This is a genomic window from Pectobacterium sp. 1950-15, assembly GCF_037136835.1.
Classification (GTDB): domain Bacteria; phylum Pseudomonadota; class Gammaproteobacteria; order Enterobacterales; family Enterobacteriaceae; genus Pectobacterium.
The window spans coordinates 25,129-50,915 of record NZ_JBBBQR010000005.1; the positions used below are offsets into that span (position 1 = coordinate 25,129).

The 25,787-nt window shown below is 51.2% G+C and carries 24 protein-coding genes, 2 tRNA genes and 1 other RNA gene; 3 read left to right on the top strand and 24 right to left on the bottom strand.

Features of this window, described 5'->3' with window-relative positions; translation table 11 throughout:
* Positions 1-6: 6 nt before the first annotated feature.
* Positions 7-759 (top strand): 2,3-diphosphoglycerate-dependent phosphoglycerate mutase, encoded by a 753-nt coding sequence (gpmA, locus tag WCT94_RS07455; RefSeq protein WP_015839535.1) that lies wholly within the window; start codon positions 7-9, stop codon positions 757-759.
* Between the two features lie 84 nt (positions 760-843).
* On the opposite strand, the gene aroG is transcribed toward gpmA, so the two are convergent.
* A complete protein-coding gene (aroG, locus tag WCT94_RS07460; protein WP_336868892.1) occupies positions 844-1,899 on the bottom strand; it encodes a 3-deoxy-7-phosphoheptulonate synthase AroG in 1,056 nt (351 codons plus the stop codon).
* A gap of 295 nt (positions 1,900-2,194) precedes the next feature.
* On the opposite strand from aroG, the gene zitB reads away from it, so the two are divergent.
* Positions 2,195-3,160, top strand: coding sequence for a CDF family zinc transporter ZitB (zitB, locus tag WCT94_RS07465; protein WP_336868894.1), 966 nt, complete (start codon positions 2,195-2,197; stop codon positions 3,158-3,160).
* A 7-nt stretch (positions 3,161-3,167) separates the two neighbouring features.
* Here zitB and pnuC read toward each other — a convergent pair whose 3' ends face one another.
* Together pnuC and nadA are read right to left on the bottom strand one after the other, a co-directional pair.
* Complete coding sequence (gene pnuC, locus WCT94_RS07470) at positions 3,168-3,893, bottom strand: nicotinamide riboside transporter PnuC (RefSeq protein WP_336868896.1); 726 nt, start codon at positions 3,891-3,893, stop codon at positions 3,168-3,170.
* A gap of 395 nt (positions 3,894-4,288) precedes the next feature.
* Positions 4,289-5,350, bottom strand: a complete 1,062-nt coding sequence (nadA, locus tag WCT94_RS07475) for a quinolinate synthase NadA (protein ID WP_336868898.1) — start codon at positions 5,348-5,350, stop codon at positions 4,289-4,291.
* 227 nt (positions 5,351-5,577) lie between these two features.
* Here nadA and WCT94_RS07480 point away from each other — a divergent pair, with 227 nt between their 5' ends.
* Complete coding sequence (locus WCT94_RS07480; RefSeq protein ID WP_336868899.1) at positions 5,578-5,976, top strand: YjaA family stress response protein; 399 nt, start codon at positions 5,578-5,580, stop codon at positions 5,974-5,976.
* A gap of 14 nt (positions 5,977-5,990) precedes the next feature.
* On the opposite strand, the gene WCT94_RS07485 is transcribed toward WCT94_RS07480, so the two are convergent.
* The 21 genes from WCT94_RS07485 to WCT94_RS07585 form a co-directional block, all read right to left on the bottom strand.
* On the bottom strand, positions 5,991-6,707 hold the full coding sequence (locus WCT94_RS07485) for a DUF554 domain-containing protein (RefSeq protein ID WP_336868901.1): 717 nt from the start codon (positions 6,705-6,707) through the stop codon (positions 5,991-5,993).
* A 234-nt stretch (positions 6,708-6,941) separates the two neighbouring features.
* Positions 6,942-7,071, bottom strand: a non-coding RNA gene (locus WCT94_RS07490) — RtT sRNA.
* Between the two features lie 118 nt (positions 7,072-7,189).
* A tRNA-Lys gene (locus WCT94_RS07495) sits at positions 7,190-7,265 on the bottom strand.
* 37 nt (positions 7,266-7,302) lie between these two features.
* Positions 7,303-7,378: transfer RNA gene (locus tag WCT94_RS07500), tRNA-Lys, on the bottom strand.
* A gap of 175 nt (positions 7,379-7,553) precedes the next feature.
* Positions 7,554-8,330 carry a cell division protein CpoB gene (gene cpoB / locus WCT94_RS07505; RefSeq protein ID WP_180742392.1) on the bottom strand — a complete coding sequence of 259 codons (777 nt, stop codon included), beginning with the start codon at positions 8,328-8,330 and terminating at the stop codon, positions 7,554-7,556.
* A gap of 9 nt (positions 8,331-8,339) precedes the next feature.
* Positions 8,340-8,849, bottom strand: a complete 510-nt coding sequence (gene pal / locus WCT94_RS07510; RefSeq protein ID WP_010299226.1) for a peptidoglycan-associated lipoprotein Pal — start codon at positions 8,847-8,849, stop codon at positions 8,340-8,342.
* Positions 8,850-8,889: 40 nt separating this feature from the next.
* A complete protein-coding gene (gene tolB / locus WCT94_RS07515) occupies positions 8,890-10,182 on the bottom strand; it encodes a Tol-Pal system beta propeller repeat protein TolB (RefSeq protein WP_336868903.1) in 1,293 nt (430 codons plus the stop codon).
* Positions 10,183-10,320: 138 nt separating this feature from the next.
* The gene (tolA, locus tag WCT94_RS07520) at positions 10,321-11,508 is read right to left on the bottom strand and encodes a cell envelope integrity protein TolA (protein ID WP_336868904.1); all 1,188 of its coding nucleotides are present in this window, start codon (positions 11,506-11,508) and stop codon (positions 10,321-10,323) included.
* A gap of 64 nt (positions 11,509-11,572) precedes the next feature.
* Complete coding sequence (gene tolR, locus WCT94_RS07525; protein WP_005973933.1) at positions 11,573-11,998, bottom strand: colicin uptake protein TolR; 426 nt, start codon at positions 11,996-11,998, stop codon at positions 11,573-11,575.
* A gap of 12 nt (positions 11,999-12,010) precedes the next feature.
* Positions 12,011-12,697: a Tol-Pal system protein TolQ gene (tolQ, locus tag WCT94_RS07530; RefSeq protein WP_129703655.1), complete on the bottom strand. Its 687-nt coding sequence runs from the start codon at positions 12,695-12,697 to the stop codon at positions 12,011-12,013.
* Complete coding sequence (gene ybgC / locus WCT94_RS07535; RefSeq protein ID WP_039348462.1) at positions 12,694-13,098, bottom strand: tol-pal system-associated acyl-CoA thioesterase; 405 nt, start codon at positions 13,096-13,098, stop codon at positions 12,694-12,696. Before ybgC ends, tolQ begins: the two co-directional genes overlap by 4 nt.
* A gap of 133 nt (positions 13,099-13,231) precedes the next feature.
* Positions 13,232-13,525: a cyd operon protein YbgE gene (gene ybgE, locus WCT94_RS07540; RefSeq protein WP_039302106.1), complete on the bottom strand. Its 294-nt coding sequence runs from the start codon at positions 13,523-13,525 to the stop codon at positions 13,232-13,234.
* Complete coding sequence (gene cydX, locus WCT94_RS07545; RefSeq protein ID WP_015839522.1) at positions 13,522-13,638, bottom strand: cytochrome bd-I oxidase subunit CydX; 117 nt, start codon at positions 13,636-13,638, stop codon at positions 13,522-13,524. The genes ybgE and cydX overlap by 4 nt, the downstream gene beginning before the upstream one ends.
* A gap of 16 nt (positions 13,639-13,654) precedes the next feature.
* A complete protein-coding gene (gene cydB / locus WCT94_RS07550; RefSeq protein WP_256599680.1) occupies positions 13,655-14,794 on the bottom strand; it encodes a cytochrome d ubiquinol oxidase subunit II in 1,140 nt (379 codons plus the stop codon).
* A gap of 13 nt (positions 14,795-14,807) precedes the next feature.
* Complete coding sequence (gene cydA, locus WCT94_RS07555; RefSeq protein ID WP_319847086.1) at positions 14,808-16,376, bottom strand: cytochrome ubiquinol oxidase subunit I; 1,569 nt, start codon at positions 16,374-16,376, stop codon at positions 14,808-14,810.
* 722 nt (positions 16,377-17,098) lie between these two features.
* Positions 17,099-18,268, bottom strand: coding sequence for a tetratricopeptide repeat protein (locus WCT94_RS07560; RefSeq protein ID WP_442955483.1), 1,170 nt, complete (start codon positions 18,266-18,268; stop codon positions 17,099-17,101).
* Between the two features lie 226 nt (positions 18,269-18,494).
* Positions 18,495-19,367, bottom strand: coding sequence for a succinate--CoA ligase subunit alpha (sucD, locus tag WCT94_RS07565; RefSeq protein WP_014914674.1), 873 nt, complete (start codon positions 19,365-19,367; stop codon positions 18,495-18,497).
* Positions 19,367-20,533, bottom strand: coding sequence for an ADP-forming succinate--CoA ligase subunit beta (sucC, locus tag WCT94_RS07570; RefSeq protein ID WP_015839518.1), 1,167 nt, complete (start codon positions 20,531-20,533; stop codon positions 19,367-19,369). Before sucC ends, sucD begins: the two co-directional genes overlap by 1 nt.
* Before the next feature lie 207 nt (positions 20,534-20,740).
* On the bottom strand, positions 20,741-21,964 hold the full coding sequence (gene odhB, locus WCT94_RS07575) for a 2-oxoglutarate dehydrogenase complex dihydrolipoyllysine-residue succinyltransferase (RefSeq protein ID WP_040034611.1): 1,224 nt from the start codon (positions 21,962-21,964) through the stop codon (positions 20,741-20,743).
* Positions 21,965-21,979: 15 nt separating this feature from the next.
* Positions 21,980-24,787, bottom strand: a complete 2,808-nt coding sequence (gene sucA / locus WCT94_RS07580; protein WP_336868906.1) for a 2-oxoglutarate dehydrogenase E1 component — start codon at positions 24,785-24,787, stop codon at positions 21,980-21,982.
* Positions 24,788-25,061: 274 nt separating this feature from the next.
* On the bottom strand, positions 25,062-25,778 hold the full coding sequence (locus WCT94_RS07585; protein WP_319847083.1) for a succinate dehydrogenase iron-sulfur subunit: 717 nt from the start codon (positions 25,776-25,778) through the stop codon (positions 25,062-25,064).
* Positions 25,779-25,787: the final 9 nt, after the last annotated feature.

Genomic DNA, 25,787 nt, shown 5'->3' on the forward strand with positions numbered 1-25,787 from the left:
TTAGCTATGGCTGTAACTAAGCTGGTACTGGTAAGACACGGTGAGAGCCAGTGGAACAACGAAAACCGCTTCACGGGCTGGTACGATGTCGATCTGTCCGACAAAGGCCGTTCAGAAGCCAAAGCCGCAGGTCAGCTGCTGAAAGACGAAGGTTTTGCCTTTGATTTCGCGTATACCTCCGTGCTGAAACGTGCCATTCACACACTGTGGAACGTACTGGACGAGCTGGATCAAGCCTGGTTGCCAGTTGAAAAATCCTGGAAACTGAACGAGCGCCACTACGGTGCGCTGCAGGGTCTGAACAAAGCCGAAACCGCTGAGAAATACGGTGACGAGCAGGTTAAACAATGGCGTCGTGGTTTCGCAATTACGCCTCCAGAGTTGACGCGTGATGACGAACGTTTCCCTGGCCACGATCCGCGTTACGCTTCTCTGAGCGACAAAGAGCTGCCGCTGACTGAAAGCCTGGCGCTGACCATCGAACGTGTTGTGCCTTACTGGAATGAAACCATCCTGCCACGCATCAAGAGCGGCGAGCGCGTTATCATCGCGGCTCACGGTAACTCACTGCGTGCACTGGTGAAATACCTGGACAACATGGGCGAAGACGAAATTCTGGAACTGAATATTCCAACTGGCGTGCCGTTGGTTTATGAGTTCGACGAGAACTTCAAGCCAATCAAACGTTACTACCTGGGCAACGCAGACGAAATCGCTGCAAAAGCTGCTGCAGTAGCAAATCAGGGTAAAGCGAAGTAATTTACCGCTGAATGAGAAAAACCCGGCCTGTGCCGGGTTTTTTATTTATGTTCTATGGCGCGCCAGCTAGCACGCCATTCGATACTACTTGCTGCGGCGTTCGCGTACCGCAGACGCTAACTGACGCAGCAGGGATTCCGTGTCTTCCCAGCCAATACACGCGTCAGTTACGCTACGGCCATAAACCAACGGTTCACCGCTTTCCAGACTTTGGTTGCCTTCAACCAGATGGCTTTCTACCATCACGCCCATAATCGCTTTGTCGCCCTGAGCGATCTGCCCACTGACGTCAGTACAGACATCCATCTGCTTTTTGAACTGCTTGCTGCTGTTCGCATGGCTGAAATCGATCATGACCTGCGGTGTCAGGCCCGCTTTTTCCAAGCCAACCTTCACGTCTTTAACGTGTTCAGCGCTGTAGTTCGGCGTTTTACCACCGCGCAGAATGATGTGGCAATCGTTGTTACCGCTGGTGTTCACGATAGCCGAATGGCCCCATTTGGTCACAGACAGGAAACAGTGCGGTGCGCTGGCGGCGTTAATCGCATCAATCGCGACCTTGATGGTGCCGTCGGTACCATTTTTAAAGCCAACAGGGCATGACAGGCCAGACGCTAATTCACGGTGTACCTGGGATTCTGTCGTACGTGCGCCGATAGCGCCCCAGCTCATCAAATCCGCCAGGTATTGCGGGGTGATCATGTCCAGAAATTCACCCGCCGCTGGCAAACCGGTGTCGTTAATTTCCAGCAACAGCTGGCGTGCAATACGCAGGCCATCATTGATCTGGAAGCTATTGTCCATGTGCGGATCGTTGATGAGCCCTTTCCAGCCAATCGTGGTGCGGGGTTTTTCAAAATAAACCCGCATGACCACTTCCAGATCGTCGCTCAGTTCATCACGCAGCGCCAGCAAACGCGCGGCGTACTCTTTTGCCGCTTTCGTGTCGTGGATCGAGCAAGGACCAATCACCACCAGCAGGCGATCGTCATTGCCGTTGAGAATTTTATGGATGGCAGTACGCGCGAACGATACCGTTTCCGCTGCCTTCTCCGTGGCTGGAAACTTTTCTAACAAAGCAACCGGCGGCAAAAGTTCATTAATCTCTTTAATTCTTAAATCATCATTTTGGTAATTCATAAATAAATCCATCGGTTCCGAAACGGTATGTTAACCCCATCCAATACGCGCCATCCCGCCTATACGGGTAGCCTGAGAAACGGGATGTTTCATATTGAAGATTGATTATTATATGTCAAGCTGGTGTTATCAGGGCGCTGAAATCAACGGGATTTACGCGATCAAATGCTCTCAGATGGCGCATCCGTCCTATTTTCACCAGAAAATCGCACAACCAACAGGTCAGTGAACCGCAGAATAGGTTTTCTCTGCGGATTTCAGTAAAGTGGAATAAAACCGCTACTCAGGGTGATCTATGGCACATAACCACAGCCACGCAGAATCAGGCAACAGTAAACGCCTGCTGGCCGCGTTTATCATTACCGCCACGTTTATGGTGGCCGAAGTTATTGGCGGCCTGTTGTCCGGCTCCCTCGCCCTGCTCGCCGATGCGGGGCATATGCTGACGGACGCCGCCGCGCTGTTCGTCGCGCTTGTCGCCGTGCGTTTTGCACAGCGTAAGCCCAATGCCCGCCATACCTTCGGCTATTTGCGACTCACGACCCTCGCCGCTTTTGTGAACGCACTGACGCTGATACTGATTACCGCGTTCATCTGTTGGGAAGCCATCCAACGCTTCTATGAGCCACAGCCCGTTGCTGGCGTGCCTATGCTACTTGTCGCCATCGCCGGGTTACTGGCAAACATCGTGGCGTTTTGGCTATTACATCACGGTAGCGAGGAGAAAAATATTAACGTCCGCGCGGCGGCGCTGCATGTGCTGGGCGACCTGCTCGGCTCCGTCGGCGCGATTGCCGCTGCCGTGATCATCCTTTATACCAACTGGACGCCTATCGACCCGATTCTTTCTATTTTGGTATCGTGTCTGGTACTGCGCAGTGCGTGGGCGCTATTGAAAGAAAGCATTCACGAATTGCTGGAAGGCACACCTAACCAGCTTAGCGTTGAGGTTCTACAGAAAGATCTGACGCTGAATATTCCCGAAGTCAGAAATATCCACCACGTTCATTTATGGCAGGTGGGCGAAAAGCCGATGATGACACTGCATGCGCAGGTGGTTCCGCCTCACGATCATGATGCGTTGTTAAGACGTATTCAGGAATATTTACTGCAGAACTATCAGATTGAACACGCGACGGTACAGATGGAATATCAACGCTGTGATGATGACCACTGCGCTTTCCACCATCAGGAAAGCCATCATTCGGCTATTCATTATGGTGAAAAGAATGAGGCTGAAGGTCACCACCACAAGCATTAAGTTTGGATTACACCCCGTGTGAAACCGCGTTAACGCGGTTTTCCTGTGCGCTCTTAATCCATAGCCAGGAGCCGTTCAGGGCGATTAGCGTCAGGATGGCGTACTCGACTGCCATCGCGTAGACGCCCTGATAAGCAAAAATCACCACGCTTATCACATCAATCACCACCCACAGCAGCCAGTTTTCGACGTATTTACGCGTCATCAGGATCATCGCGACGATCGACAACACCATCATGGTGGAATCCCAGAATGGGAACGCATCCGGCTGGAGGGTCGGCATCTGTACTGACAGCCCCAGCCCCTGCATACCGGAAACGGCAATACGCGTCAGCACGGCAAACACCGCATCAATGTAGAACGTCATCAAGCCAATCACGACAACACACGCCACCGACCAGCCAATCAGCTTCTGCACTGGCAGCCAGCGGATGCGCAGTTCCACTTCCTGCGAGTCCGTCTTACGCGTCCAGGCATACCAGCCATAAATATTGGCGGCAAAAAAGAAGATTTGCAGCAACAGGCTGGCATAGAGCTGAATCTGGAAAAAGATCACGGCGAACAGCGTGACGTTAATCAACCCAAACAGATAGTTGATGGTTTTTTCCTGACTCGCGAACCAAATACACAGCAGGCCAAACAGCGTACCGATCGCCTCAATCCAGGAAAGATCGTATCCCCCTTCCCCCAAAGGAATATGAATTAAAATGTTGCTGGTACTAAAAAAATCCATCTCACCACCCTGTCTCAATTATTGTAAGAAATGTCTATACCCGTCATACTTCAAGTTGCATGTGCGTTGGCTGCGTTCAAATACTCGGCCCGTCGTGGGCCTCGCCCTGAAGGGCCGCTGCAAGCAGCGTTCAAATCTGCTCCCGGCAGATTTGTCACACGAATCACTTACCTGAGTAAGCTCATCGGGATGAGGGAGAGACATCCTGTCTCTCACCGGAGGCCAGCCGTTGGCTGGTCAAATTCGTTCCCGACGAATTTGTCCTTCCCTTGCCGCGTTATTCGGCCTAGGCCTCACCCCTTCGGGGCCAGCGCAAGCGCTGTTCAAAAACGCTTTGCCGTTTTTGTCCTGAAACTCGAATTATTTAGGGTATATCGAGATGCCCTGATTCGCCGTCAGGCATTCCCTTTCACACGCAATTTTAGCGAAGCCGCAAAATCCAGCATGCGATTCAGCGGGATTAGCGCGCCTTCTCGCAGAGCGGCATCAACATGAATCTCATGAGCACGTCCCCCTTGTTCCAGGCCGTTAGCAATCGCTTCCAGCCCATTCATCGCCATCCACGGGCAGTGCGCACAGCTGCGGCAGGTCGCCCCTTCACCCGCTGTCGGCGCTTCCAGCAACGTTTTATCCGGGCAAGCCTGCTGCATCTTGTAGAAAATACCGCGATCGGTCGCCACAATCAGTTCGCGCTGCGGCAGCGTTTTCGCCGCCTGAATCAGTTGGCTGGTCGACCCAACGGCGTCAGCCATCTCTACCACGCTTTGCGGCGATTCTGGATGGACCAGGATTGCCGCATCCGGGTACAGGATCTTCATGCGCTTCAGCGCCTGCGTTTTAAATTCGTCATGCACAATGCACGCGCCTTGCCAGCACAGTACATCCGCCCCTGTCTGCTTTTGTACATAGCTTCCCAGATGACGGTCCGGTGCCCAGATAATCTTTTCTCCCAGGCTATCCAGATGCTCGATCAACTCCACCGCGATACTGGATGTGACCACCCAATCGGCGCGCGCTTTTACCGCCGCAGAGGTATTGGCATACACCACCACTGTGCGATCCGGGTGTGCATCGCAAAAGCGGCTAAATTCATCAACGGGGCAACCGAGATCGAGCGAGCATTCTGCTTCCAGCGTGGGCATCAGAATCGTCTTTTCTGGATTGAGTATCTTGGCGGTTTCCCCCATAAAGCGAACACCCGCGACCAGCAGCGTCGAGGCTGAATGGGTGCTGCCGAACCGCGCCATTTCCAGCGAGTCCGCCACGCAGCCGCCAGTTTCTTCTGCCAACGCCTGAATTTCAGGATCGGTATAGTAGTGCGCTACCATGACGGCGTTTCTTTCCCGCAGCAGTGTTTTTATCCTGCTACGATAGTGCTGCTTCGCCTCAGCCGATAATGGCTTCGGTTTCGGCGGAAACGGATAAATGGTCTCATTACTATCAAAAAGGGTACTCATATGGATTTCCACGATGACAACTCGGGTTGTAACACCTAATACTGGTTTACCACCAGCATCGGAGTTTTTTATCCTAAACAAAATACCGAAAAAACGCCCCAAAGTCGCGGTGTTTTTTCCAGAAAACTGACCATTTTGTTTAATATGCTTAAAATAGTGATATCCAATGTGTGAATGGTATTGCTTGTCGAAAAGCGACGTAGAAGAGAGACAAGGAGAGAAATGGCATGGCCAGCCTCTATATCAGAATATATCGCGATACCCTGACCGTCAGAAACGTGGAGACAAAACAAGAGGTGACAGAGACGTCAGCAACGCCTTTTACCACCACACGCTTACTGCTCGGTCAAATGATTCCGGCGATGAAACTATTGGATCGACTCACGCGCAAGGTGGCAGCCAAGCGGCTGATTAATTTGTTCTCCTCGCACAATGTCATCATTCATGCCATGGAAATGAATGAAGGCGGACAAAGCCAGGTCGAATTTGCCAGCTACATAGAGCTAGCCAAGAGCATCAGCCCGCAGGGAAAGCATATTTATGTCTGTAGTAAGAATGTGCCGCTGACCGACCAGGAAGTCACACAAATTTTTAGCGGCGACATGCCCTCGATCGTCAGCCGCTAATCAGACGTCGCCCTTTAGGCGAAGAGGCGATGCCAGTACAGAGAGATAGGTATAACCAGAACCAAAGCAGGCAGGAAGTTAACCACCGCAAAGGATTTGATCTGCGCGATCCTCAGCCCTACCGCAATCATGATAATACCGCCACAGGCAGAAAAGTCACCCATCGTGATATCGGTCATAAAGGGCATAATCAATTTGGCAGAGAAGAACAGCAGCGTCTGGACAATAACCTGTGGTATCGCAATCGACATCACAGCAAGACCCAGCGTGATGGAAAAAATCAGCGCGGTAAAAATATCCAAAGCAGATTTGATGATCAGCAGTTGATAATCACCGGTTAATCCTTCCGTCAATGCGCCGACCACGCCGGTGCCGCTGGCACAAAACAGAACAATTAATGCGGTAAAGTTCTGAGTGTAGACATCCTGCGGCAAGCGGTGCTCTTGTGCAGGCAGTACGCGGTTTAGCGCCCTCTGAATCATCGTACCAGCCCACTGCACACCAGACTCCATGCGGAGCAGCTCGCCTAACGCCACGCCAATCACGATAGCCAACGCCACCGCAGGCAACTGCTGGACTTTAACCACCAGCGTGATCCCCATTGCAATCGACACCATCGCAAACGCTGGCGGAAGGCCATCTTGCAAACGTTGAGGGATAAAGCGACGCAAAACAATGCCCAAGCCACTACCAATCAAGATAGCAGCACCATTAATCAAAGGACCAATCATATATCTTCCTAAACAGGGCTACACGCGCTTCCCTGTGGCAATGACTCCATCCCTGCTCGATAGGATTAAAAAACAGTTCCTGACGGGTTATATAGTCCATGGAGAGGGGTAAACGCCTAATATACTCCAAAGCCTGAACAAGCAGGGAATGATAATGAGTTTTATCGTATCGATATGACACGTGCTATGTGGCTTAAAGTGGACTTATTTGAGGAAGGGATACTACTGCTGAAATGGTGGGTCGTGCTGGATGACTCGTCCTTCGGACTCGCCCCTCCGGGGTCAACGCTAACGCGTTGCTGTCTCGCTTCGCTCGGCTCGAACCTGAGCGCAGGTTATTCGTCTTATTCTAAGACTCACCCTTGTAGGGCCAACGCAAGCGTTGTTCAAAACCATTTTCAATGGCTTTGTCTCACCTACACGACACGTGCGATATATGACTTAAAATGAATTTATTCGAGAAAGGAATGCTACTGCTGAAATGGTGGGTCGTGCAGGATTCGAACCTGCGACCAATTGATTAAAAGTCAACTGCTCTACCGACTGAGCTAACGACCCGCAATGCGGAACTACGTACTGATATTACTCTTGAAATTGGTGGGTCGTGCAGGATTCGAACCTGCGACCAATTGATTAAAAGTCAACTGCTCTACCGACTGAGCTAACGACCCAATTTCATGCTGCTTTAGCGTTTTGCTGTTTGCCTTGGCAACGGCGGCACATATTACTGATTTAAATTTTCAGCGCAACCTATTTTCTTAAAAAACTGTTTGATTGCTTACTCTTAAGACGTTTAGGCACAAAAACCACTCATGCTGCGCAATTTTTGTGCCAATTAATACGGTATTACGATCCAGCCAAACGCTTTTGCGCCTGCTTTGCACTTTCTGTATTGGGGTACATTTTTACAACTTGCTGGTAAACGGCCTTGGCTTTATCCGCCTGACCTTTTTCCTGCATGATCACCCCAACCTTCAGCAAGGCTTCGGAACTTTTTGGTGACTTGGGATAATTTTTAACAACGTTGGCGAAATAGTACGCCGCATCGTCCTTTTTCCCCTTGTTGTAATTCAACTGACCAAGCCAATAGTTAGCATTAGGTTGATACGTTGAATCGGGGTACTTCTTGACGAATGCCTGAAATGCGCTGATCGCCTGATCGTACTGTTTTTTCTCCAGTACGAGCGCGACAGCAGCATTGTAATCAGTATTCGCATCACCCGTACTGGCCGGTGCCGCCGTATTGGCCGCACCGGTGTCAGTACCCGCAGCAGCGGCAGGTGTGCCATCTGTCGTCGGTGTAGAAGATGATTGCGAACTTAATCCATCAATCTGCTGATAGATCTGCTTCTGCCGTTCAACAACCTGATTCAACTGATACTGACTTTCCTGAATCTGCCCACGGAGGCTATCAATATCACGCTGATTATCAGAGATCTGTTGCTGAAGTTGGGTTAAAAGCTGACTGTGAGCGTTAGAAATACGCTCCAATTGAGTGACACGGTCTTCGACCGAGCCTGAGCCGACATTACTGATTGGCGCTTGGGCAGTAGCGGCCCATGGGACCGCTACGCCAACCAGTAACGACAGACCCAACAAGTGACGTCTGAAGTTACTGCTCATGCGATTCTCTTAATATACCAGAACGGCACGACGGTTTTTGGCATATGCCGCTTCGTCATGACCGAGAACAGCTGGTTTCTCTTTACCGTAAGAAACGATAGAGATCTGATCGGAAGAAACGCCTTTACCCTGCAGGTACATTTGTACCGCATTGGCACGACGCTCACCCAGAGCGATGTTGTATTCTGGCGTACCGCGTTCGTCCGCGTGACCTTCGATAGTCACTTTGTAAGACGGGTTGCTACGCAGGAATGCAGCGTGGGCGTCCAGCATCTGAGCGAATTCAGAGCTCACATCGTACTTGTCCAGACCGAAGTAAACGATGTTGTTGCGCTGTAATTCTTGCATCTGCAAACGAGCTTGCTCAGAAGAAGACATGTTGCCGCCGTCCATCATGCCGTTGTTACCAGCACCCATGGAAGATTGGTCATTGTCCGCATTCTTGTTGGAGCTACAAGCGGCCACTGCCAGTACCGGCAGAGCCAACATCAGGCCTTTCAGCACTTTATTGAATTGCATTTCTTATGTCCTTTGACGAGTTTATTGTACATATCTGTACTTATAGATACGGCGACCAGGCAGGGAATTTAACCTGTCCATCAGTAGCCGGAAGACGCGCTTTGAAACGCCCATCTGTCGAAACCAGCTGTAGCACTGACCCCAGCCCTTGTTTAGAGCTGTAGATCACCATCGTGCCATTCGGTGCGATACTTGGCGTTTCGTCCAGGAACGTGTCCGTTAATACTTGTACGGCACCCGTTACCAGATCCAGTTTGGAAATATGCTGAGCTCCACCATTAGAGCCAACCGTTACCAAAAATTTCCCGTCGGCGCTCACGTCAGCATCCTGATTCTGGGCACCTTCCCAGGTCAGGCGCTGTGGTGCACCGCCGTTAGCATTAACTTTGTAAACCTGAGGACGACCAGCCTGGTCTGAAGTATAGGCCAAGGTCTGGCTGTCAGGGAACCACGTTGGCTCCGTATTATTGCTACGGCCATCCGTCACCTGGCTGATTTGCCCAGATCCCAGATTCATTACATACAGGTTCAGGCTACCGCTCTTGGAGAGCGCGAATGCCAGTTTGCTGCCATCAGGAGAGAAAGAAGGCGCACCGTTATGACGTGGGAAGGAAGCAACCTGACGGATTGCACCATTTGCCAGCGTCTGGATAACCAGCGCAGAGCGGCCACTTTCAAACGTGACATAAGCGAGTTTGCTACCGTCAGCAGACCAGGCCGGAGACATCAGCGGCTGTGGTGAACGGTGAACAACAAACTGGTTGTAACCGTCATAGTCCGCAACGCGCAGTTCATAAGGGAACTGACCGCCGTTGGTCTGAACAACGTAAGCGATACGGGTACGGAATGCCCCTTTGATGCCGCTCAGCTTCTCAAACACTTCATCACTGGCCGTGTGCGCAGCATAACGCAACCATTGCTTGGTAACTTTGAACTGGTTCTGAGCCAGAACGTTACCAGGGTTACCCGAGGTATCGACGAGCTGGTAGGAAACCAGATAGCTGCCATCGGCGCTCGGTTGAACCTGGCCAACCACAACCGCATCAATACCCAGTGCTGTCCATGCAGCAGGCGTGACTTCAGATGCCGTCGCAGGCTGCTGCGGCATGCGGTTTGCATCGATCGGATTAAATTTACCGCTGTTACGTAAATCAGCACCCACGATGCCGCCTACGTCTTCAGGCGCAGCGCCCGGCCCCGCCCATTTGAACGGAACTACACCAATAGGGCGCGCAGAGTCTACCCCTTGGGTAATCTCTATACGTACTTCCGCGTGCAGCGCCGCTGCCCACAGCATTAAAAAGCTTACTGCAACTTTCAGTACATGCTTCATCTCATCTCCCTTATCCAGACACGAAGTCTACGATAAATTAGCAGAATTTTAACAAAAACAAACCAATGTCAACAAAACAACATAACCTGGTTTATTTACCATCGTAATAATCTTAAATCTATTGGGTAAACAGCCCGGTTACTGCGGTTTAAAGTCTATTGGCGCATTTTTGAAAGCCTCATAAACCTCTGTGCTCGGTGGCTTCGGTATTTTGGCCTGTTTGGCAGCCGCAATAGCCGCCTGGCACAATGCCGGATCGCCGCCTTCAGCAGTGACGTCAATCAGCAAGCCATCTGGCGCCAGTTTAATCCGTAATGTACAGGTGCGCCCTTTGTAGAGTTGCCAGTCATAAAACTTGCTCTGAATGGCTGAACGCACCTGACCACCATAACTATCCAGCGCCGCACCTGATGCACCGCTTTTCTTATTGCTGCCTGCGCCCGCAGGCGCGCCGCCACCAGACTTCGGCGCATTTTTCGATGAAGCCAAACCGCCCAGCAAATCATCAACGGCACTTTCCTGCTTAGCCGCTTCTGCTGCTGCTTTCTTTTTCTCATCAGCGGCTTTCTTAGCCGCTGCGGCTGCCTCTGCTTTTTTTGCTGCTTCAGCATCGGCTTTTTGCTTAGCGGCCTCGGCTGCTGCTTTTTGTTTAGCCTGTTCAGCTTCTTTTGCTGCCTCTGCGGCAGCCTTTGCTGCTTCCGCTTTCGCGGTTTCTGCCGCCTTCTGCTTAGCGGCTTCAGCAGCTTTTTCTTTAGCCTCTTCTTCCGCCTGCTTCTTAGCAGCAGCGGCTGCAGCCGCCTGTTTCTTCACTTCGTCTTCCGCTTTCTTTTTAGCGTCTGCTGCAGCTTTCGCCTGCTGTTCAGCTTCAGCCTTCGCTTTTGCAGCGGCGGCTTCGGCTTGCTTCTGCTGTTCTTTTGCCTGCTGAGCTGCCGCTTCAGCCTGCTTACGCTGATCTGCCTGTTCCTGAGCCTGCTTTTTCGCCTCTTCCTGCGCTTGCAGACGCTCTTTTTCCAGCTCTTTCAGCCGCTGCTGCTCAGCGGCTTGCTTCTGCTGAAGCTCTTCGGCCTGCCGTTCAGCCTGCTTTTGACGCTGCTGCTCAGAACGTTTCGCATCGGTCTGTTGCTGCTGCTGGCGGTTATACTGCTCCACCACTGCGCTCGGATCGACCATCACAGCATCAATTGACGAGCCTCCGCCGCCCCCGCTGGCATCCATCGTTTGCGTCGACGAACTCCAAAGCAGCAAAGCAATCAGTATGACGTGCAAAACAGCCGAGATAATAACGGCGCGTTTCAGCTTATCGTTTTGTTCGTTTGCCTTTAACACAAGCGATTCCCAAAAACAGTGTTGCCAGAAATAGGCTTAACGATCATTACCGTGATGTGCTCATTTAAATCGGTTGTGTCATCAAACCAACGGATTTTACGCCAGCCTGATGCAACAAATTCAACGCTTTAATGATCTCATCATAAGGAACATCTTTCGCGCCACCAATCAAAAAGACCGTCTTAGGGTTGGTTGCCAGCCGCGATTGCGCTTCGGCAACCACCTGCTCTGCCGGGAGTTGCTCCATACGGTTTTGCTCAACAACCAGACTATATTGCCCTATACCTGAAACCTCTACGATCACAGGCGGATTGTCGTTGCTGGAGACCGTTTTTGAGTCGGTCGCATCAGGCAGATCCACCTCGACGCTCTGCGTAATAATCGGCGCAGTCGCCATAAAAATCAGCAACAGCACTAACAGTACGTCCAGTAGCGGAACAATGTTGATCTCGGATTTCAGCTCACGACGGCCTCTGCGTACTCGTGCCATGATCCCCCCTGATTACTTGCTGTTGTCGCTGGAGAACGCCTGACGGTGCAGGATCGCGATGAACTCTTCGGTAAAGTTGTCGTAGTTCTGCTCCAGTTTGCCCACCCGCAAGCTCAGGCGGTTATACGCCATGACCGCAGGAATCGCTGCAAACAAGCCGATCGCTGTAGCAATCAAGGCTTCGGCAATACCAGGGGCAACCATCTGTAGGGTTGCCTGCTTTACAGCACCCAGCGCGATGAAGGCATGCATAATCCCCCAAACGGTACCGAACAGGCCGATATACGGACTGATAGAACCAACGGTGCCCAAGAAAGGAATGTGCGTTTCCAACGTTTCCAATTCACGGTTCATCGAAATACGCATTGCGCGGGACGCCCCTTCCACCACGGCTTCCGGCGCATGACTGTTAGCACGATGCAGCCGTGCAAATTCTTTGAAACCTGAATGGAAGATTTGTTCAGTGCCCGTCAGGCTATCGCGACGGCCCTGACTCTCCTGATAGAGACGCGACAGTTCGATGCCCGACCAAAATTTGTCTTCGAACGCCTCAGCCTCGCGCGTCGCCGAATTCAGGATTCGGGTACGTTGGATAATGATCGCCCAGGAAGCGATAGAAAAACAGATTAAAATCAGCATGATTAGTTTGACCAGAAGGCTTGCCTTCAGGAACAAATCAAAAACGTTCATGTCAGTCACTGCTTGAACTCCGCGACAATAGACTTAGGAAGCGCAATTGGCTTCATTTGATGTGGATCGATGCATGCGATCAAAACTTCAGCATGGCTTAGCAGGGTGCCATGAGCATTGAGAATACGCTGAGCGAAAGTCAGAGAAGCGCCACGCAGCGAGATAATCTCACTTTGCACTTCCAGCATGTCGTCGAGGCGAGCAGGAGCAAGATACTCCACCGTCATCCGACGAACAGCAAACGCGACATGCTCACTTAGCAAGGCTTGCTGGTGAAAGTTGCGCTCACGCAACGCCTCGGTTCTTGCCCTTTCATAAAAGGCAACATAGCGCGCATGGTAGACAACGCCACCTGCATCAGTGTCTTCAAAGTAGACTCGAACTGGCCAGCGAAACAACGAATTACTCACTCTACATCCCGGTAATGCATTAAACCTCGCTACTATACGCAAGAGAAATGAGGTTTGGAATGGATTGTGACAGCGGAAAGAAAATAATTATGGGCTGCAAGCAACCCATAACTAAATGGAATAGGAGACTATTTTAACCGAAGAAATAGTACAATCCTGCGCACAGGATCACAAAGGCGGGAAGTGGTGCGAAAAACGCGCGCCAGAGCAGGCGGTGCGGACGAAAACCAACGCCGTGAACAACGCCAGCGCAAACGGCCCAAATCAGCAGCAGCCCCTGCCAAACCGCGAGTTCACTGGTGCGCGCCGCGAAGCGCGTCGGATCCCAGAATACACAGCCCGCCAGCAGCAACGCCATGATAAGGGAAAGAGCCCTTATCGGGCTCTTATCCATCAGGCGATAGAGTTTATCGACCAGATCACTCATTGCTTATCTTCTTCAGCCGCTTTGCTTGCCTCACTCTGCTCAAGCGCCAGGGCCGTAATAATCCCCAGTGAGCAAGCAAGAAGCGTTCCGAGTATCCAGGCAAAATACCACATAAATTAAGCTCCTTACTTAGTACATAGAGTGAGTGTTTTGCTCAATCTGCTCTTTGGTAATGCGACCGAACATCTTGTAGTAACACCATGCGGTATAAGAAAGCACGATAGGAACGAAAATAATCGCAACCACGGTCATCACTTTCAGCGTAAGCAGGCTCGACGTCGCATCCCATATCGTCAAGCTGACGTTAGGCACGGTCACTGACGGCATGATGAACGGGAACATGGCGATCCCTGCAGTCAGAATCACACAAGCAATCGTCAGAGAAGAGAACAGGAATGCCCATGCACCTTTTTCTGCGCGCGCCATAAGGGTAGTCAGCACAGGCAATACTACGCCCAGAGCAGGAATCGCCCACAAGATCGGATGATTATTGAAGTTGATCAGCCAGGCACCCGCCTGATGAACGACTTCTTTACGCAGTGGGTTAGATTCAGCGGCGGTGTTAATCGCAGACGTCACGACGTAACCATCAATACCGTAAACAACCCATACGCCAGCCAGAGCAAATGTCACCATCATCACCAGAGCGGAAATCTGCGCGGCAGATTTGGAACGCACATGCAGATCGCCCGTAGTCCGCATCATCAGGTAGGTTGCACCCTGAGCAAGAATCATCGTCAGACTCACCACACCCGCCAACAGACCAAACGGATTCAGCAGTTGGAAGAAGTTTCCGGTGTAGTACAGACGCAGATATTCATCGACGTGGAACGGCACACCCTGCAACAGGTTGCCAAACGCAACGCCAATAACAACCGGCGGAACAAAGCTACCGATGAAGATGCCCCAGTCCCACATGCCACGCCAGCGAGGGTCTTCGATTTTTGAACGGTAATCGAAGCCGACAGGACGGAAGAACAATGAGGCCAGCACCAGAATCATGGCAATGTAGAAACCGGAGAACGCAGCGGCGTAGACCATCGGCCAGGCAGCAAACAGCGCGCCACCTGCGGTGATCAACCAGACCTGGTTACCGTCCCAGTGTGGCGCAATGCTGTTAATCATGACACGACGTTCGGTATCGCCACGTCCCATCAGACGCACCAGAATGCCCACGCCCATATCAAAACCATCAGTGATAGCGAAGCCAATCAGCAAAATACCGATCAACAGCCACCAGATAAAACGTAAGACTTCATATTCAAACATAGTGGACTCCTGTTTACCGTGCTTCCTGCGCAGCCGCTATAGGTTGTTCAAAATGGTAGCGCCCTGTTCTCAGGCTGCTCGGCCCCAGACGTGCGTATTTGAACATCAGATACATTTCTGCAACCAGGAAGAGCGTATACAGACCACAGATCAGCGCCATTGAGAACAGAATGTCTCCTGCTGTCAGCGATGATGTAGCGACAGCCGTTGGCAGAATTTCACCGATGGCCCACGGTTGACGGCCGTATTCAGCCACAAACCAGCCTGCTTCAATAGCGATCCACGGCAGCGGAATACCATACAGTGCAACGCGGTGCAGCCAGCGTTTCTGACCAATTTTGCCACGCAGAACGGTCCAGAAAGACAGGCCGATGATCAGCAGCATCAGAATGCCGCAGCCCACCATGATACGGAAAGAGAAGTACAGCGGCGCAACGCGTGGGATAGAATCCTTAACCGCTTGTTTAATCTGCGTTTCTGTCGCGTCAGAGACTTTCGGAGTATAGCGTTTCAGCAGCAGACCATAGCCCAGATCCTGCTTAGACTGATCGAATGCTTCTTTTACTGCTGGATCGGTATTACCCGCGCGTAGTTCTTCCAGCAACTGGTAAGCTTTCATACCATTGCGAATACGCACTTCATGCATCGCCATCAGTTCTTTCAGACCCGTGACTTCTTTGTCAGTAGAACGTGTGGCAATGAGTCCCAGAGCATAAGGGATTTTGATGGCATAGTTATTTTCCATCGTATCCTGGTTCGGGATGCCAATCAGCGTAAAGGATGCCGGAGCCGGCTGGGTTTCCCATTCGGCTTCAATTGCTGCCAGTTTGGTTTTCTGCACGTCGCCCATTTCATAACCGGATTCATCACCCAGAACGATAACGGACAGAACAGAAGCCAGACCGAAGCTTGCTGCGATAGCGAATGAACGCTTGGCAAACGCAATGTCACGGCCTTTCAGCAGATAGTAAGAACTGATACCCAGAATGAACATCGCGCCCGTACAGTAACCTGCAGCCACCGTGTGAACGAATTTCACCTGAGCAACCGGGTTCAGCACCAGATCGGCGAAGCTCACCATTTCCATACGCATGGTTTCGAAATTGAAATCCGATGCGATGGGGTTCTGCATCCAGCCATTGGCAACTAGGATCCACAGTGCGGAGAAGTTGGAGCCCAGCGCGACCAGCCAGGTAACGGCCATATGCTGTACTTTTCCTAAACGGTCCCAGCCGAAGAAGAACAAGCCAACAAAGGTCGATTCCAGGAAGAATGCCATCAGGCCTTCAATCGCCAACGGCGCGCCGAAAATATCCCCGACGTAGTGAGAGAAATATGACCAGTTGGTCCCGAATTGAAACTCCATGGTCAATCCGGTAGCGACCCCCAGAGCGAAGTTAATAGCGAATAACTTGCCCCAGAATTTGGTCATATCTTTATAGATTTGTTTGCCAGACAGCACATATACCGTTTCCATAATCGCCAGCAAAAACGCCATCCCCAGCGTTAATGGTACGAATAGAAAATGGTACATTGCAGTTAAGGCAAACTGTAAACGTGACAGTTCGACTACATCAAACATTTTGACTCCTTGCTCCTCGCAGGAAGGGATTAGCTTGCAAACGCTGACAAGCTGCCAAACATCCGGCCATTACACCCAAAAGAACACAACAAGAATTGCTTTAACACAGGCTGTAACAAACGCTATAAATACCGTTCACCAGGGCAGTCATACCCCGACAGCAAGTTCAAGATAAATCACAAGTATTACAAGTAGCGTACCCCATAGGGAGGTAGCCGTATATTACGCCTGTAATCCCCTACAATAAATAGGTTTTTACGTGACCCAGACTAGGTTTTTGGCTTCAAATCAACTTTTCAGCTAAAAGACACGAAAGGCGATAATTGACCTCGCGCAATTTAAGCCTATTTCAGAAATTATATCCAGAGGCGTTTTTTGATCTAAAACAATTTAGCGCTTTTCTCGTGATTGATGCGTTGCATTAATTTCTTTATTGCACCTATTGTTAATACATTGTGACTTTTCGGTTTAATTAAAATTAATTCAGCAATATATTTTTTACTTTCAGTTATCGATTATTCACATGCTTTTCTTATCTTCTATTTTATGTCAGATTTTTATTTTTTATTGCTGACAACGACGCGGTATTTCTTATCAAATGGCAGTGAACTCCCTGCCCTTCCCCAGTGCGCCGTCGGTTTGTCACGCTGCATGCAAAAGCGGAGGCCAAGAGGCCTCCGCGGTGATTACAGATAAGGTGAGACGAAGCACACTGCGGTGATTTACCTCTTCGCTTTCATGCGTTCGATGGCCTTATCGTAAACTGTGTTACTTTTCTCACTTTTCGCAAGCTCATAATGCTGAAGTGCATCACTGAACTGACCCGCATTCTCGTAGATTTTTGCGATGTTGTAGTACGAACTGGCACGCGTGGTTGCCGCATTGCTACCGTTTGCCAGCGCAATCGCTTTACGGTTAGCCCAAATAGCTTCGGCAATGTTACCCCGCTTTTGATAAGCCAAACCCAGATTGCTGTATGCCTGACCAAATGCGCTGTCCTGCTCGATCGCGGCCAAGAACAGTGTCGTGGCCTGTTCCAGTTCACCGCGTCCATAAGCAGCCTCGCCGTCACGGTTGAGCGTTTTTGCCAGTGCGGTATTTCCGGTAACTGAAGTGGCTGTCTGCGCCGGGTTAAGCACCATTGGCAACGCATTACCATCCTTCGCTTTTGAGAAATCAGCCTCGCCAACAGCATTGATATCTTCAAAATCACCGTTAGGGTTAAGACGGAAAACCGTCCAGATATTCCCTGTCTTATTCAGTGGTACGGAATACGTCCGCACTAATGAACTCCCTACATAGACAAATACTTTTGCACTACTTGCGGAAAGTGCTGGTGAATTATTTTTATCACCGTTCGTATAATCATGAACAGCATAAATATAACTTTCACCTAAACGCTTTTTATCAATAGTGATGGTTTCCGGCCCAAAGCTATCGGTATCATCAACATCAAGATTGGCATCACGTCCTTTCTTGTGTTGGAAATAAATATGATTATCCGGATAAATAAGATGAGAATCTAAATCGAAAGGTCTTTCCCCCCAGGTTAATACAATTCTCATACCATCCAGGTTTTTCATTACTGGACTAATAGCATAAGTCATTCCATCACACGGACACTTCACTACCAGATCGGAATAGCCTTCTTTTTTAATGATCAGCAGACTGTCCTGATCCACCGCAAGCGGTGCATTAAGCGCCACGCGGCCAGCGGCATCAGAGCGAGCGGTTACTGACTGCGCGCCGTTCTTCTGTAGAATCACCGCCGCATCATCAATCTTTTTATCTTTAACGGTCGCACTCAGCACTTCAATATTAATAGACTGTGCGCTGGCAGCGCAGGTAAATACAGATAATGCCAACATCAGCGCTTTTATATTTCCTTTCACACAACATCCCCTTAAGGCAAATTAATTAATCATTCCCTGTTTACATGAACTCAATGAAATATTCTTCATTTCTGCTTATCACTAATCAGCCTTTTCAGGCGCGCGAATTATCCAATAAAACCACGAAAAAGTCATGTGCAATTCAATTGCGTCGATTAACCTCATGGCTAAATTTGAATAAAAAAAGCCACCCGAAGGTGGCTAGAGTATTTAATCAAATAATCGATTAACGCGCTAATATCGCTTTTACTGCATCACCGATATCCGCCAGGCTGCGAACGGTTTTAACACCCGCTGCTTCTAACGCCGCGAATTTATCGTCAGCAGTACCTTTACCACCGGCGATGATTGCACCAGCGTGGCCCATGCGCTTGCCTTTCGGCGCCGTCACACCCGCAATGTAGCCGACAACTGGCTTAGTCACGTGTTCTTTGATGTACGCTGCCGCTTCTTCTTCCGCCGTACCACCGATTTCGCCGATCATCACGATGGCTTCGGTCTGCGGATCCTGTTCAAACAGCTTCAGAATATCGATGAAGTTAGAGCCAGGGATCGGGTCACCGCCGATACCGACACAGCTGGACTGACCCAACCCGGCATCGGTCGTTTGCTTCACCGCTTCATACGTCAGCGTACCTGAACGAGAAACGATACCCACTTTACCCGGCAGGTGGATATGGCCTGGCATAATACCGATCTTACATTCGCCTGGGGTGATCACACCTGGGCAGTTCGGACCGATCATCCGCACGCCGCTCTGGTCGAGTTTCACTTTCACCGTCAGCATATCCAGCGTCGGGATACCTTCGGTGATACAGATAATCAGCTCGATACCTGCGTCAATCGCTTCCAGAATGGAGTCTTTACAGAACGGAGCCGGAACGTAGATAACGGATGCGGTTGCGCCCGTCGCTTCTACTGCCTCACGCACCGTATTAAATACGGGCAGGCCCAGATGTTCCGTGCCGCCTTTACCTGGCGTCACGCCACCGACCATTTGTGTACCGTAAGCAAGTGCTTGCTCAGAGTGGAATGTCCCCTGACTACCGGTAAAACCCTGACAGATAACTTTGGTATTTTTATTAATCAGAATGGACATTATTTCCCCTCCACTGCTGCAACAACCTGCTGAGCGGCACCCGTCAGGCTGGTCGCGGCGATAATATTCAGGCCGCTATCCGCCAGTTTCTTGGCACCCAGCTCCGCATTGTTTCCTTCCAAACGCACAACAACCGGTACATTAACACCCACTTCGGCTACCGCGCCGATGATGCCGTCGGCGATCAAATCGCAACGCACAATGCCGCCAAAGATGTTAACAAAGACAGCTTTTACCTTGTCATCAGACAGGATAATTTTGAACGCTTCGGTAACACGTTCTTTCGTCGCGCCGCCGCCAACATCAAGGAAGTTTGCAGGAGAACCGCCGTGCAGTTTCACGATGTCCATGGTGCCCATCGCCAGACCGGCGCCGTTCACCATACAACCAATATTGCCGTCCAGCGCAACATAGTTCAGTTCCCACTGTGCTGCATGCGCTTCACGGGAGTCTTCCTGGCTTGGGTCACGCATTTCGCGCAGCTCAGGCTGACGGAATAACGCATTGCCGTCCGCGCCCAGTTTGCCATCCAGACACACCAAATCACCCTGCTTAGTGATCACCAGCGGGTTGATTTCTACCAGTGCCAGATCGCGCTCCAGGAACAGCGTCGCCAGACCCATGAAGATTTTGGTGAATTGAGCAACTTGCTTACCGCTCAGGCCCAGTTTGAAAGCCAGTTCGCGCCCCTGATAAGGCTGTGGGCCTACCAGTGGATCGATCGCCGCTTTATGGATCAGTTCCGGCGTCTCTTCCGCCACTTTTTCAATTTCTACACCGCCTTCGGTGGATGCCATGAACACCACGCGACGCGTGCCACGGTCAACAACTGCACCCAGATAAAGCTCTTTGTCGATATCTGTTGCCGCTTCAACCAGAATTTGATGAACCGGTTGACCCTGTGCGTCAGTTTGATAAGTAACGAGTTTTTTACCTAACCAGTTTTCAGCAAAGGCGCGGATATCTTCTTTGTTACTGACGACTTTAACGCCGCCCGCTTTACCGCGACCGCCTGCGTGAACCTGACATTTTACGACCCACGGACCCGCACCAATTTTAGACGCGGCTTCTTCCGCTTCACGCGGTGTGGTACAGGCATAGCCGGTCGGTGCCGGTAAACCATATCGAGCAAAGAGTTGTTTTGCCTGATACTCGTGTAAATTCATGATGTTCTATCCATTTAGGTTTGGAGATAAGTCGGCAGGTGGTTTTTCTTCACCGACTCTTTCGGTAGCGAAAAACGCCAATAACTCTCTGATATATTTGGATAACGCCGCTGAAAAAAGCGACCTGCATAGCACTTAATCTGGTATATCGCTTCGGGCGGGAACCGTCAGGGTTATCCGCCCGAGATCAAACGTCTATCTGTCGGACTACACGTCTAACAGCAGACGTGCCGGATCTTCCAGCATCTCTTTCACCGTCACCAGGAAGCCAACGGATTCACGGCCGTCAACCAAACGGTGATCGTAAGACAGCGCCAGATACATCATCGGCAGAATAACGACCTGACCATCCACCGCCATTGGGCGATCTTTAATGGCGTGCATACCCAGAATCGCACTCTGCGGTGGGTTGATGATCGGGGTAGACATCAGAGAACCAAAGACGCCGCCGTTGGTAATCGTGAAGTTACCGCCCAGCAGCTCTTCAACCGTCAGTTTGCCGTCACGGCCTTTCACGGCCAGATCTTTGATACGTTTTTCAATGTCGGCCATGCCCAGCGCATCCACATCACGCAGCACTGGCGTAACCAGACCACGCGGAGTCGAAACCGCAATGCTGACATCGAAATAGTTGTGGTAAACCACATCTTCGCCATCAATAGAGGCATTCACTTCAGGGTAACGCTTCAGCGCTTCAACCACGGCTTTGATGTAGAAGGACATAAAGCCCAGACGCACACCGTGACGTTTCTCAAACGCTTCGCCGTATTGCTTGCGCAGATCCATAATGGGCTGCATGTTGATTTCGTTGAACGTCGTCAACATGGCCGTGCTGTTTTTCGCTTCCAGCAGGCGCTCTGCAACACGCTTACGCAGGCGCGTCATCGGTACGCGTTTTTCACTGCGCGCACCCAAAGCCGGTGCCGGAGCAGCCGGAGCCTCAGACTTAACCGCTTTGCCAGATTCTTTCTTCTGAGCAGCCAAATGCTTATCGACGTCTTCACGAGTAATTCGACCACCTACGCCGCTGCCTTTGATAGCAGAGGCATCGAGATCGTGCTCGGCAATCAGACGGCGGATCGCTGGGCTTAGCGCGTCGCTATTCTCTTCTTCCAGCCCAGCCGTATGGCGCTGTGCCGGTGTTGATTCTTTGCTCTGTGACTTCTCACTGGTTTCTTTACCAGAGCTGTCGCCACGGCGGATGCGGCCCAGCAACTGGCGAGACGTTACCGTAGCACCTTCTTCTTCCAGCACGGCATCCAGAATGCCAGCTTCAGAGGCAGGCACTTCCAGTACAACTTTGTCAGTTTCAATTTCAACCAGTACTTCATCGCGCTGAACGCTATCGCCTGGTTTTTTATGCCAGGTCGCAACAGTGGCGTCAGCGACGGATTCAGGCAGGTCGGGTACAAGAATATCTACGCTACTCATTATCTATCCTTTTATTTAATCAACGTTCAGCGCGTCATCGACCAGATCTTGCTGTTGTTTCTGGTGTACGGACATATAGCCAACGGCGGGTGATGCAGACGCCGGGCGTCCTGCGTAACGTAAAGAAGCCCCAAACGGAATCACTTCACGGAAATGGTGCTGACTGCAATACCAGGCTCCCTGATTCAGTGGCTCTTCCTGACACCACACGAAATCGTGAACATGGGCAAAAGATTCCAGCGCCGCTTGTACTGCCTGATGCGGGAACGGATAAAGCTGTTCGATACGGACGATCGCGACATCTTTTTGCTCGTTCTTGCGGCGCTGCTCCAGCAAATCATAGTAGACCTTACCGGAACAAAGCACGACACGCTTCACGGCTGCTGGATCTAATTCTTCTATTTCACCAATCGCTGGCTGGAAGGAGCCGTTCGCCAGTTCTTCCAGTGAAGAGATCGCCAGCGGATGGCGCAACAGGGATTTCGGTGACATAACCACCAGCGGACGGCGCATTCCGCGCAGCGCCTGACGGCGAAGCATGTGATACACCTGTGCAGGCGTTGATGGAATACAAACCTGCATATTTTGCTCAGCGCACAATTGCAGATAACGTTCCAGTCTCGCAGACGAGTGCTCTGGGCCCTGTCCTTCGTAACCGTGCGGCAGCAGCATAACCAGACCACACATCCGGCCCCACTTCTGCTCGCCGGAGCTGATGAACTGGTCGATAACCACCTGCGCACCGTTGGCGAAGTCACCAAACTGCGCTTCCCAGATGGTCAGCGTGCGCGGTTCTGCGGTCGCATAACCGTATTCGAACGCCAGAATCGCCTCTTCGGACAATACGGAGTCCCAGACGTTAAACGCGCCCTGCCCGTTATGCACATGATTCAGCGGTGTGTAGCTGGAACCGTTTTTCTGGTTATGCACAACAGCATGGCGATGGAAGAACGTACCGCGGCCGCTATCCTCACCGGACAGGCGAATCGGAATGCCCTCGTCAACCAGCGTCGCGTAGGCCAGCGTTTCCGCTCCGCCCCAGTCAAATGGCTTGTTGCCAGCGGCCATTTCGGCACGGTCAGCATAAACTTTGGCAACGCGAGGATGAACGTCAATCCCTTCCGGCACTTCACTGATACGCTTCGCCAGTTCCTGCAAGCGTTTCATTTCTGTTGCGTGCGGATAAGGCTCATCCCACTCATGGTTCAGATACGGCGTCCAGGTAAAGGACTGCATATCCATTTCACGCCATTCTTCCACCACGCACTCACCCGCATCGAGCGCGTCGCGGTACAGATTGACCATTTCAGTGGCATCTTCCAGCGTGATGGATTTTTCCTGCTCCAGACGGTCGGCATAGACCTTACGTGGCGTAGGATGTTTTTTGATCTTCTGGTACATCATCGGCTGCGTTGCACTTGGCTCATCAGCTTCATTATGACCATGACGGCGATAACAAATCAGATCGATGAACACATCGCGCTTAAACTCATTACGGAAATCCAGCGCCAGACGCGTAACAAACGCCACCGCTTCGGGATCGTCTGCGTTGACGTGGAAAATAGGCGCCTGCACCATTTTGCCGATATCGGTACAGTATTCGGTGGAACGGATATCCAGCGGGTTAGACGTGGTGAAGCCGATACGGTTGTTGATAACAATACGCAGCGTGCCGCCAACTTCGTAGCCACGCACCGTCGACATATTCAACAGTTCCTGCACCACACCCTGACCACTCACTGCCGCATCGCCGTGAATAGTGATTGGCAGAACACGCGGACCACTCTGGCTATTAAGACGATCAAGACGCGCACGAACCGATCCCGTCACAACCGGGCTGACGATTTCAAGATGCGAGGGGTTGAACGCCAGCGCCAAATGCACCAGGCCGCCAGCAGTCTCGAATTCCGACGAGAAGCCCTGATGATATTTCACGTCACCCGTACCCAGGTGTTCTTTATGCTTGCCGGCGAATTCGTCGAACAGATCCTGAGATTTTTTGCCCAATACGTTGATCAGCACGTTGAGGCGGCCACGGTGCGCCATCCCCAATACCACTTCACGGGTGTCGTTCGCGCCCGCATGGCGAATCAGCTCTTTCAGCATCGGAACCAACGCATCGCCGCCTTCCAGCGAGAAACGCTTCGCACCGGGATACTTAGCACCCAGATAACGTTCCAGCCCTTCGGCTGCGGTTAATTCTTTCAGGAAACGACGCTTTTCTTCGAGAGAAAATGACGGCTGCCCCATTACCGATTCGATACGCTGCTGGATCCAACGTTTCTCTTCCGTACTGGTCATGTGCATATATTCCGCACCGATAGAACCGCAGTAGGTGCGTTTCAGTGCTTCATACAGATCTTCCAGCTTCATGGTGTCTTTGCCGATGGCAAAAGAGCCCACGTTGAAGGATTCCTGTAGATCATCCTGCGTCAGATTGTGGTAATCCAGATCCAGTTCTGCAACTGGCTCCTGAGGGCGCAGGAAAATCGGGTCCAGGTTAGCGCGCTGATGTCCACGGAAGCGGAACGCATTGATCAGCTGCAATACCTTGACCTGCTTAGCATCAATATCGGGATCGGTGACTGATGAGGTAAAGCGTGAAGAGTCTTTCGCCAGACGGCGGAAATATTCACGCGTTTTGGAATGGAGTTGATCCGGTTTGACCCCACTCGTAGGCAATTGCTGGAAGATCGAGCGCCAGCTATGTTCGATCGAGTCAGGATCGGTTAAAAAATCTTCATAGAGTTGCTCTATGTAGGACTGATTCGCACCCGCCAAATAGGAGGAATCCAGCCAGGCCTTCATTGCGCCGTTCTGCATTATGATCCCTTAAGCTAATAAGCTTCAGTTTTCGCCGTGGTTAACATGTAATTAGTGCCCGTATATCGTTTACTATACAAACGGTTCACTTGTCGTACATCGGTACGCGCTTAGGGTATCCATCCCCCCTAAGGAACCTTTAAAAACCGGTTCTGGCGCGTAAGCCGGTTTTTAAAGGTTTCCTGCGCTCCCTCTGAAGAATAGCAACTTCAGAGGGAGATACATGTTTTACTACTTATCTTTATGCAATAACGCGTTACGTACTGACTATCCGTTACGCGCTGCGGTGCAACAGCATCGATTTAATATGACCGATAGCCTTGGTCGGGTTCAGCCCTTTCGGGCACACATTGACGCAGTTCATGATGCCGTGGCAGCGGAAGACGCTGAACGCATCGTCCAACTCGTCCAGTCGTGGCTTGGTTTCCGTATCGCGGCTGTCGATCAGGAAACGGTAAGCCGCCAGCAGCCCCGCAGGCCCAACAAACTTGTCCGGGTTCCACCAGAACGACGGGCAAGACGTTGAACAGCAGGCGCACATGATGCATTCATACAACCCATCCAGCTTGGCACGTTGTTCAGGCGATTGCAGATGCTCGCGCGCCGGCGGATTTTTCCCATTATTCAACAGGTAAGGCTTTATTTTCTCATATTGGGCATAGAACTGTCCCATGTCCACTACCAAATCACGTACAACCGGTAATCCAGGTAAAGGACGGATAACAATTTTGCTGTTTCCGCGACGTAACGCGGAAACCGGCGTAATACAGGCCAGCCCATTTTTGCCGTTCATGTTAACGCCATCGGAACCGCAGACGCCTTCACGGCAGGAACGACGGAATGACAGCGTCGGGTCCTGCTCTTTCAGCAACATCAGCGCATCCAGCAGCATCATGTCGCGGCCTTCTTCCGCTTCCAGTTGGTAATCCTGCATCCGCGGAGCATCATCAACATCCGGGTTGTAACGATAAATAGAAAATTCGAGTTTCATCGTTTGATC

Bases quoted from the DNA above. Each gene is read 5' to 3' on its own strand.
- gpmA (WP_015839535.1), top strand. From the start codon at position 7: ATGGCTGTAACTAAGCTGGTACTGGTAAGACACGGTGAGAGCCAGTGG.
- aroG (WP_336868892.1), bottom strand. From the start codon at position 1,899: ATGAATTACCAAAATGATGATTTAAGAATTAAAGAGATTAATGAACTT.
- zitB (WP_336868894.1), top strand. From the start codon at position 2,195: ATGGCACATAACCACAGCCACGCAGAATCAGGCAACAGTAAACGCCTG.
- pnuC (WP_336868896.1), bottom strand. From the start codon at position 3,893: ATGGATTTTTTTAGTACCAGCAACATTTTAATTCATATTCCTTTGGGG.
- nadA (WP_336868898.1), bottom strand. From the start codon at position 5,350: ATGAGTACCCTTTTTGATAGTAATGAGACCATTTATCCGTTTCCGCCG.
- WCT94_RS07480 (WP_336868899.1), top strand. From the start codon at position 5,578: ATGGCCAGCCTCTATATCAGAATATATCGCGATACCCTGACCGTCAGA.
- WCT94_RS07485 (WP_336868901.1), bottom strand. From the start codon at position 6,707: ATGATTGGTCCTTTGATTAATGGTGCTGCTATCTTGATTGGTAGTGGC.
- cpoB (WP_180742392.1), bottom strand. From the start codon at position 8,330: ATGAGCAGTAACTTCAGACGTCACTTGTTGGGTCTGTCGTTACTGGTT.
- pal (WP_010299226.1), bottom strand. From the start codon at position 8,849: ATGCAATTCAATAAAGTGCTGAAAGGCCTGATGTTGGCTCTGCCGGTA.
- tolB (WP_336868903.1), bottom strand. From the start codon at position 10,182: ATGAAGCATGTACTGAAAGTTGCAGTAAGCTTTTTAATGCTGTGGGCA.
- tolR (WP_005973933.1), bottom strand. From the start codon at position 11,998: ATGGCACGAGTACGCAGAGGCCGTCGTGAGCTGAAATCCGAGATCAAC.
- ybgE (WP_039302106.1), bottom strand. From the start codon at position 13,525: ATGAGTGATCTGGTCGATAAACTCTATCGCCTGATGGATAAGAGCCCG.
- cydX (WP_015839522.1), bottom strand. From the start codon at position 13,638: ATGTGGTATTTTGCCTGGATACTCGGAACGCTTCTTGCTTGCTCACTG.
- cydB (WP_256599680.1), bottom strand. From the start codon at position 14,794: ATGTTTGAATATGAAGTCTTACGTTTTATCTGGTGGCTGTTGATCGGT.
- cydA (WP_319847086.1), bottom strand. From the start codon at position 16,376: ATGTTTGATGTAGTCGAACTGTCACGTTTACAGTTTGCCTTAACTGCA.
- sucD (WP_014914674.1), bottom strand. From the start codon at position 19,367: ATGTCCATTCTGATTAATAAAAATACCAAAGTTATCTGTCAGGGTTTT.
- sucC (WP_015839518.1), bottom strand. From the start codon at position 20,533: ATGAATTTACACGAGTATCAGGCAAAACAACTCTTTGCTCGATATGGT.
- odhB (WP_040034611.1), bottom strand. From the start codon at position 21,964: ATGAGTAGCGTAGATATTCTTGTACCCGACCTGCCTGAATCCGTCGCT.
- sucA (WP_336868906.1), bottom strand. From the start codon at position 24,787: ATGCAGAACGGCGCAATGAAGGCCTGGCTGGATTCCTCCTATTTGGCG.
- WCT94_RS07585 (WP_319847083.1), bottom strand. From the start codon at position 25,778: ATGAAACTCGAATTTTCTATTTATCGTTACAACCCGGATGTTGATGAT.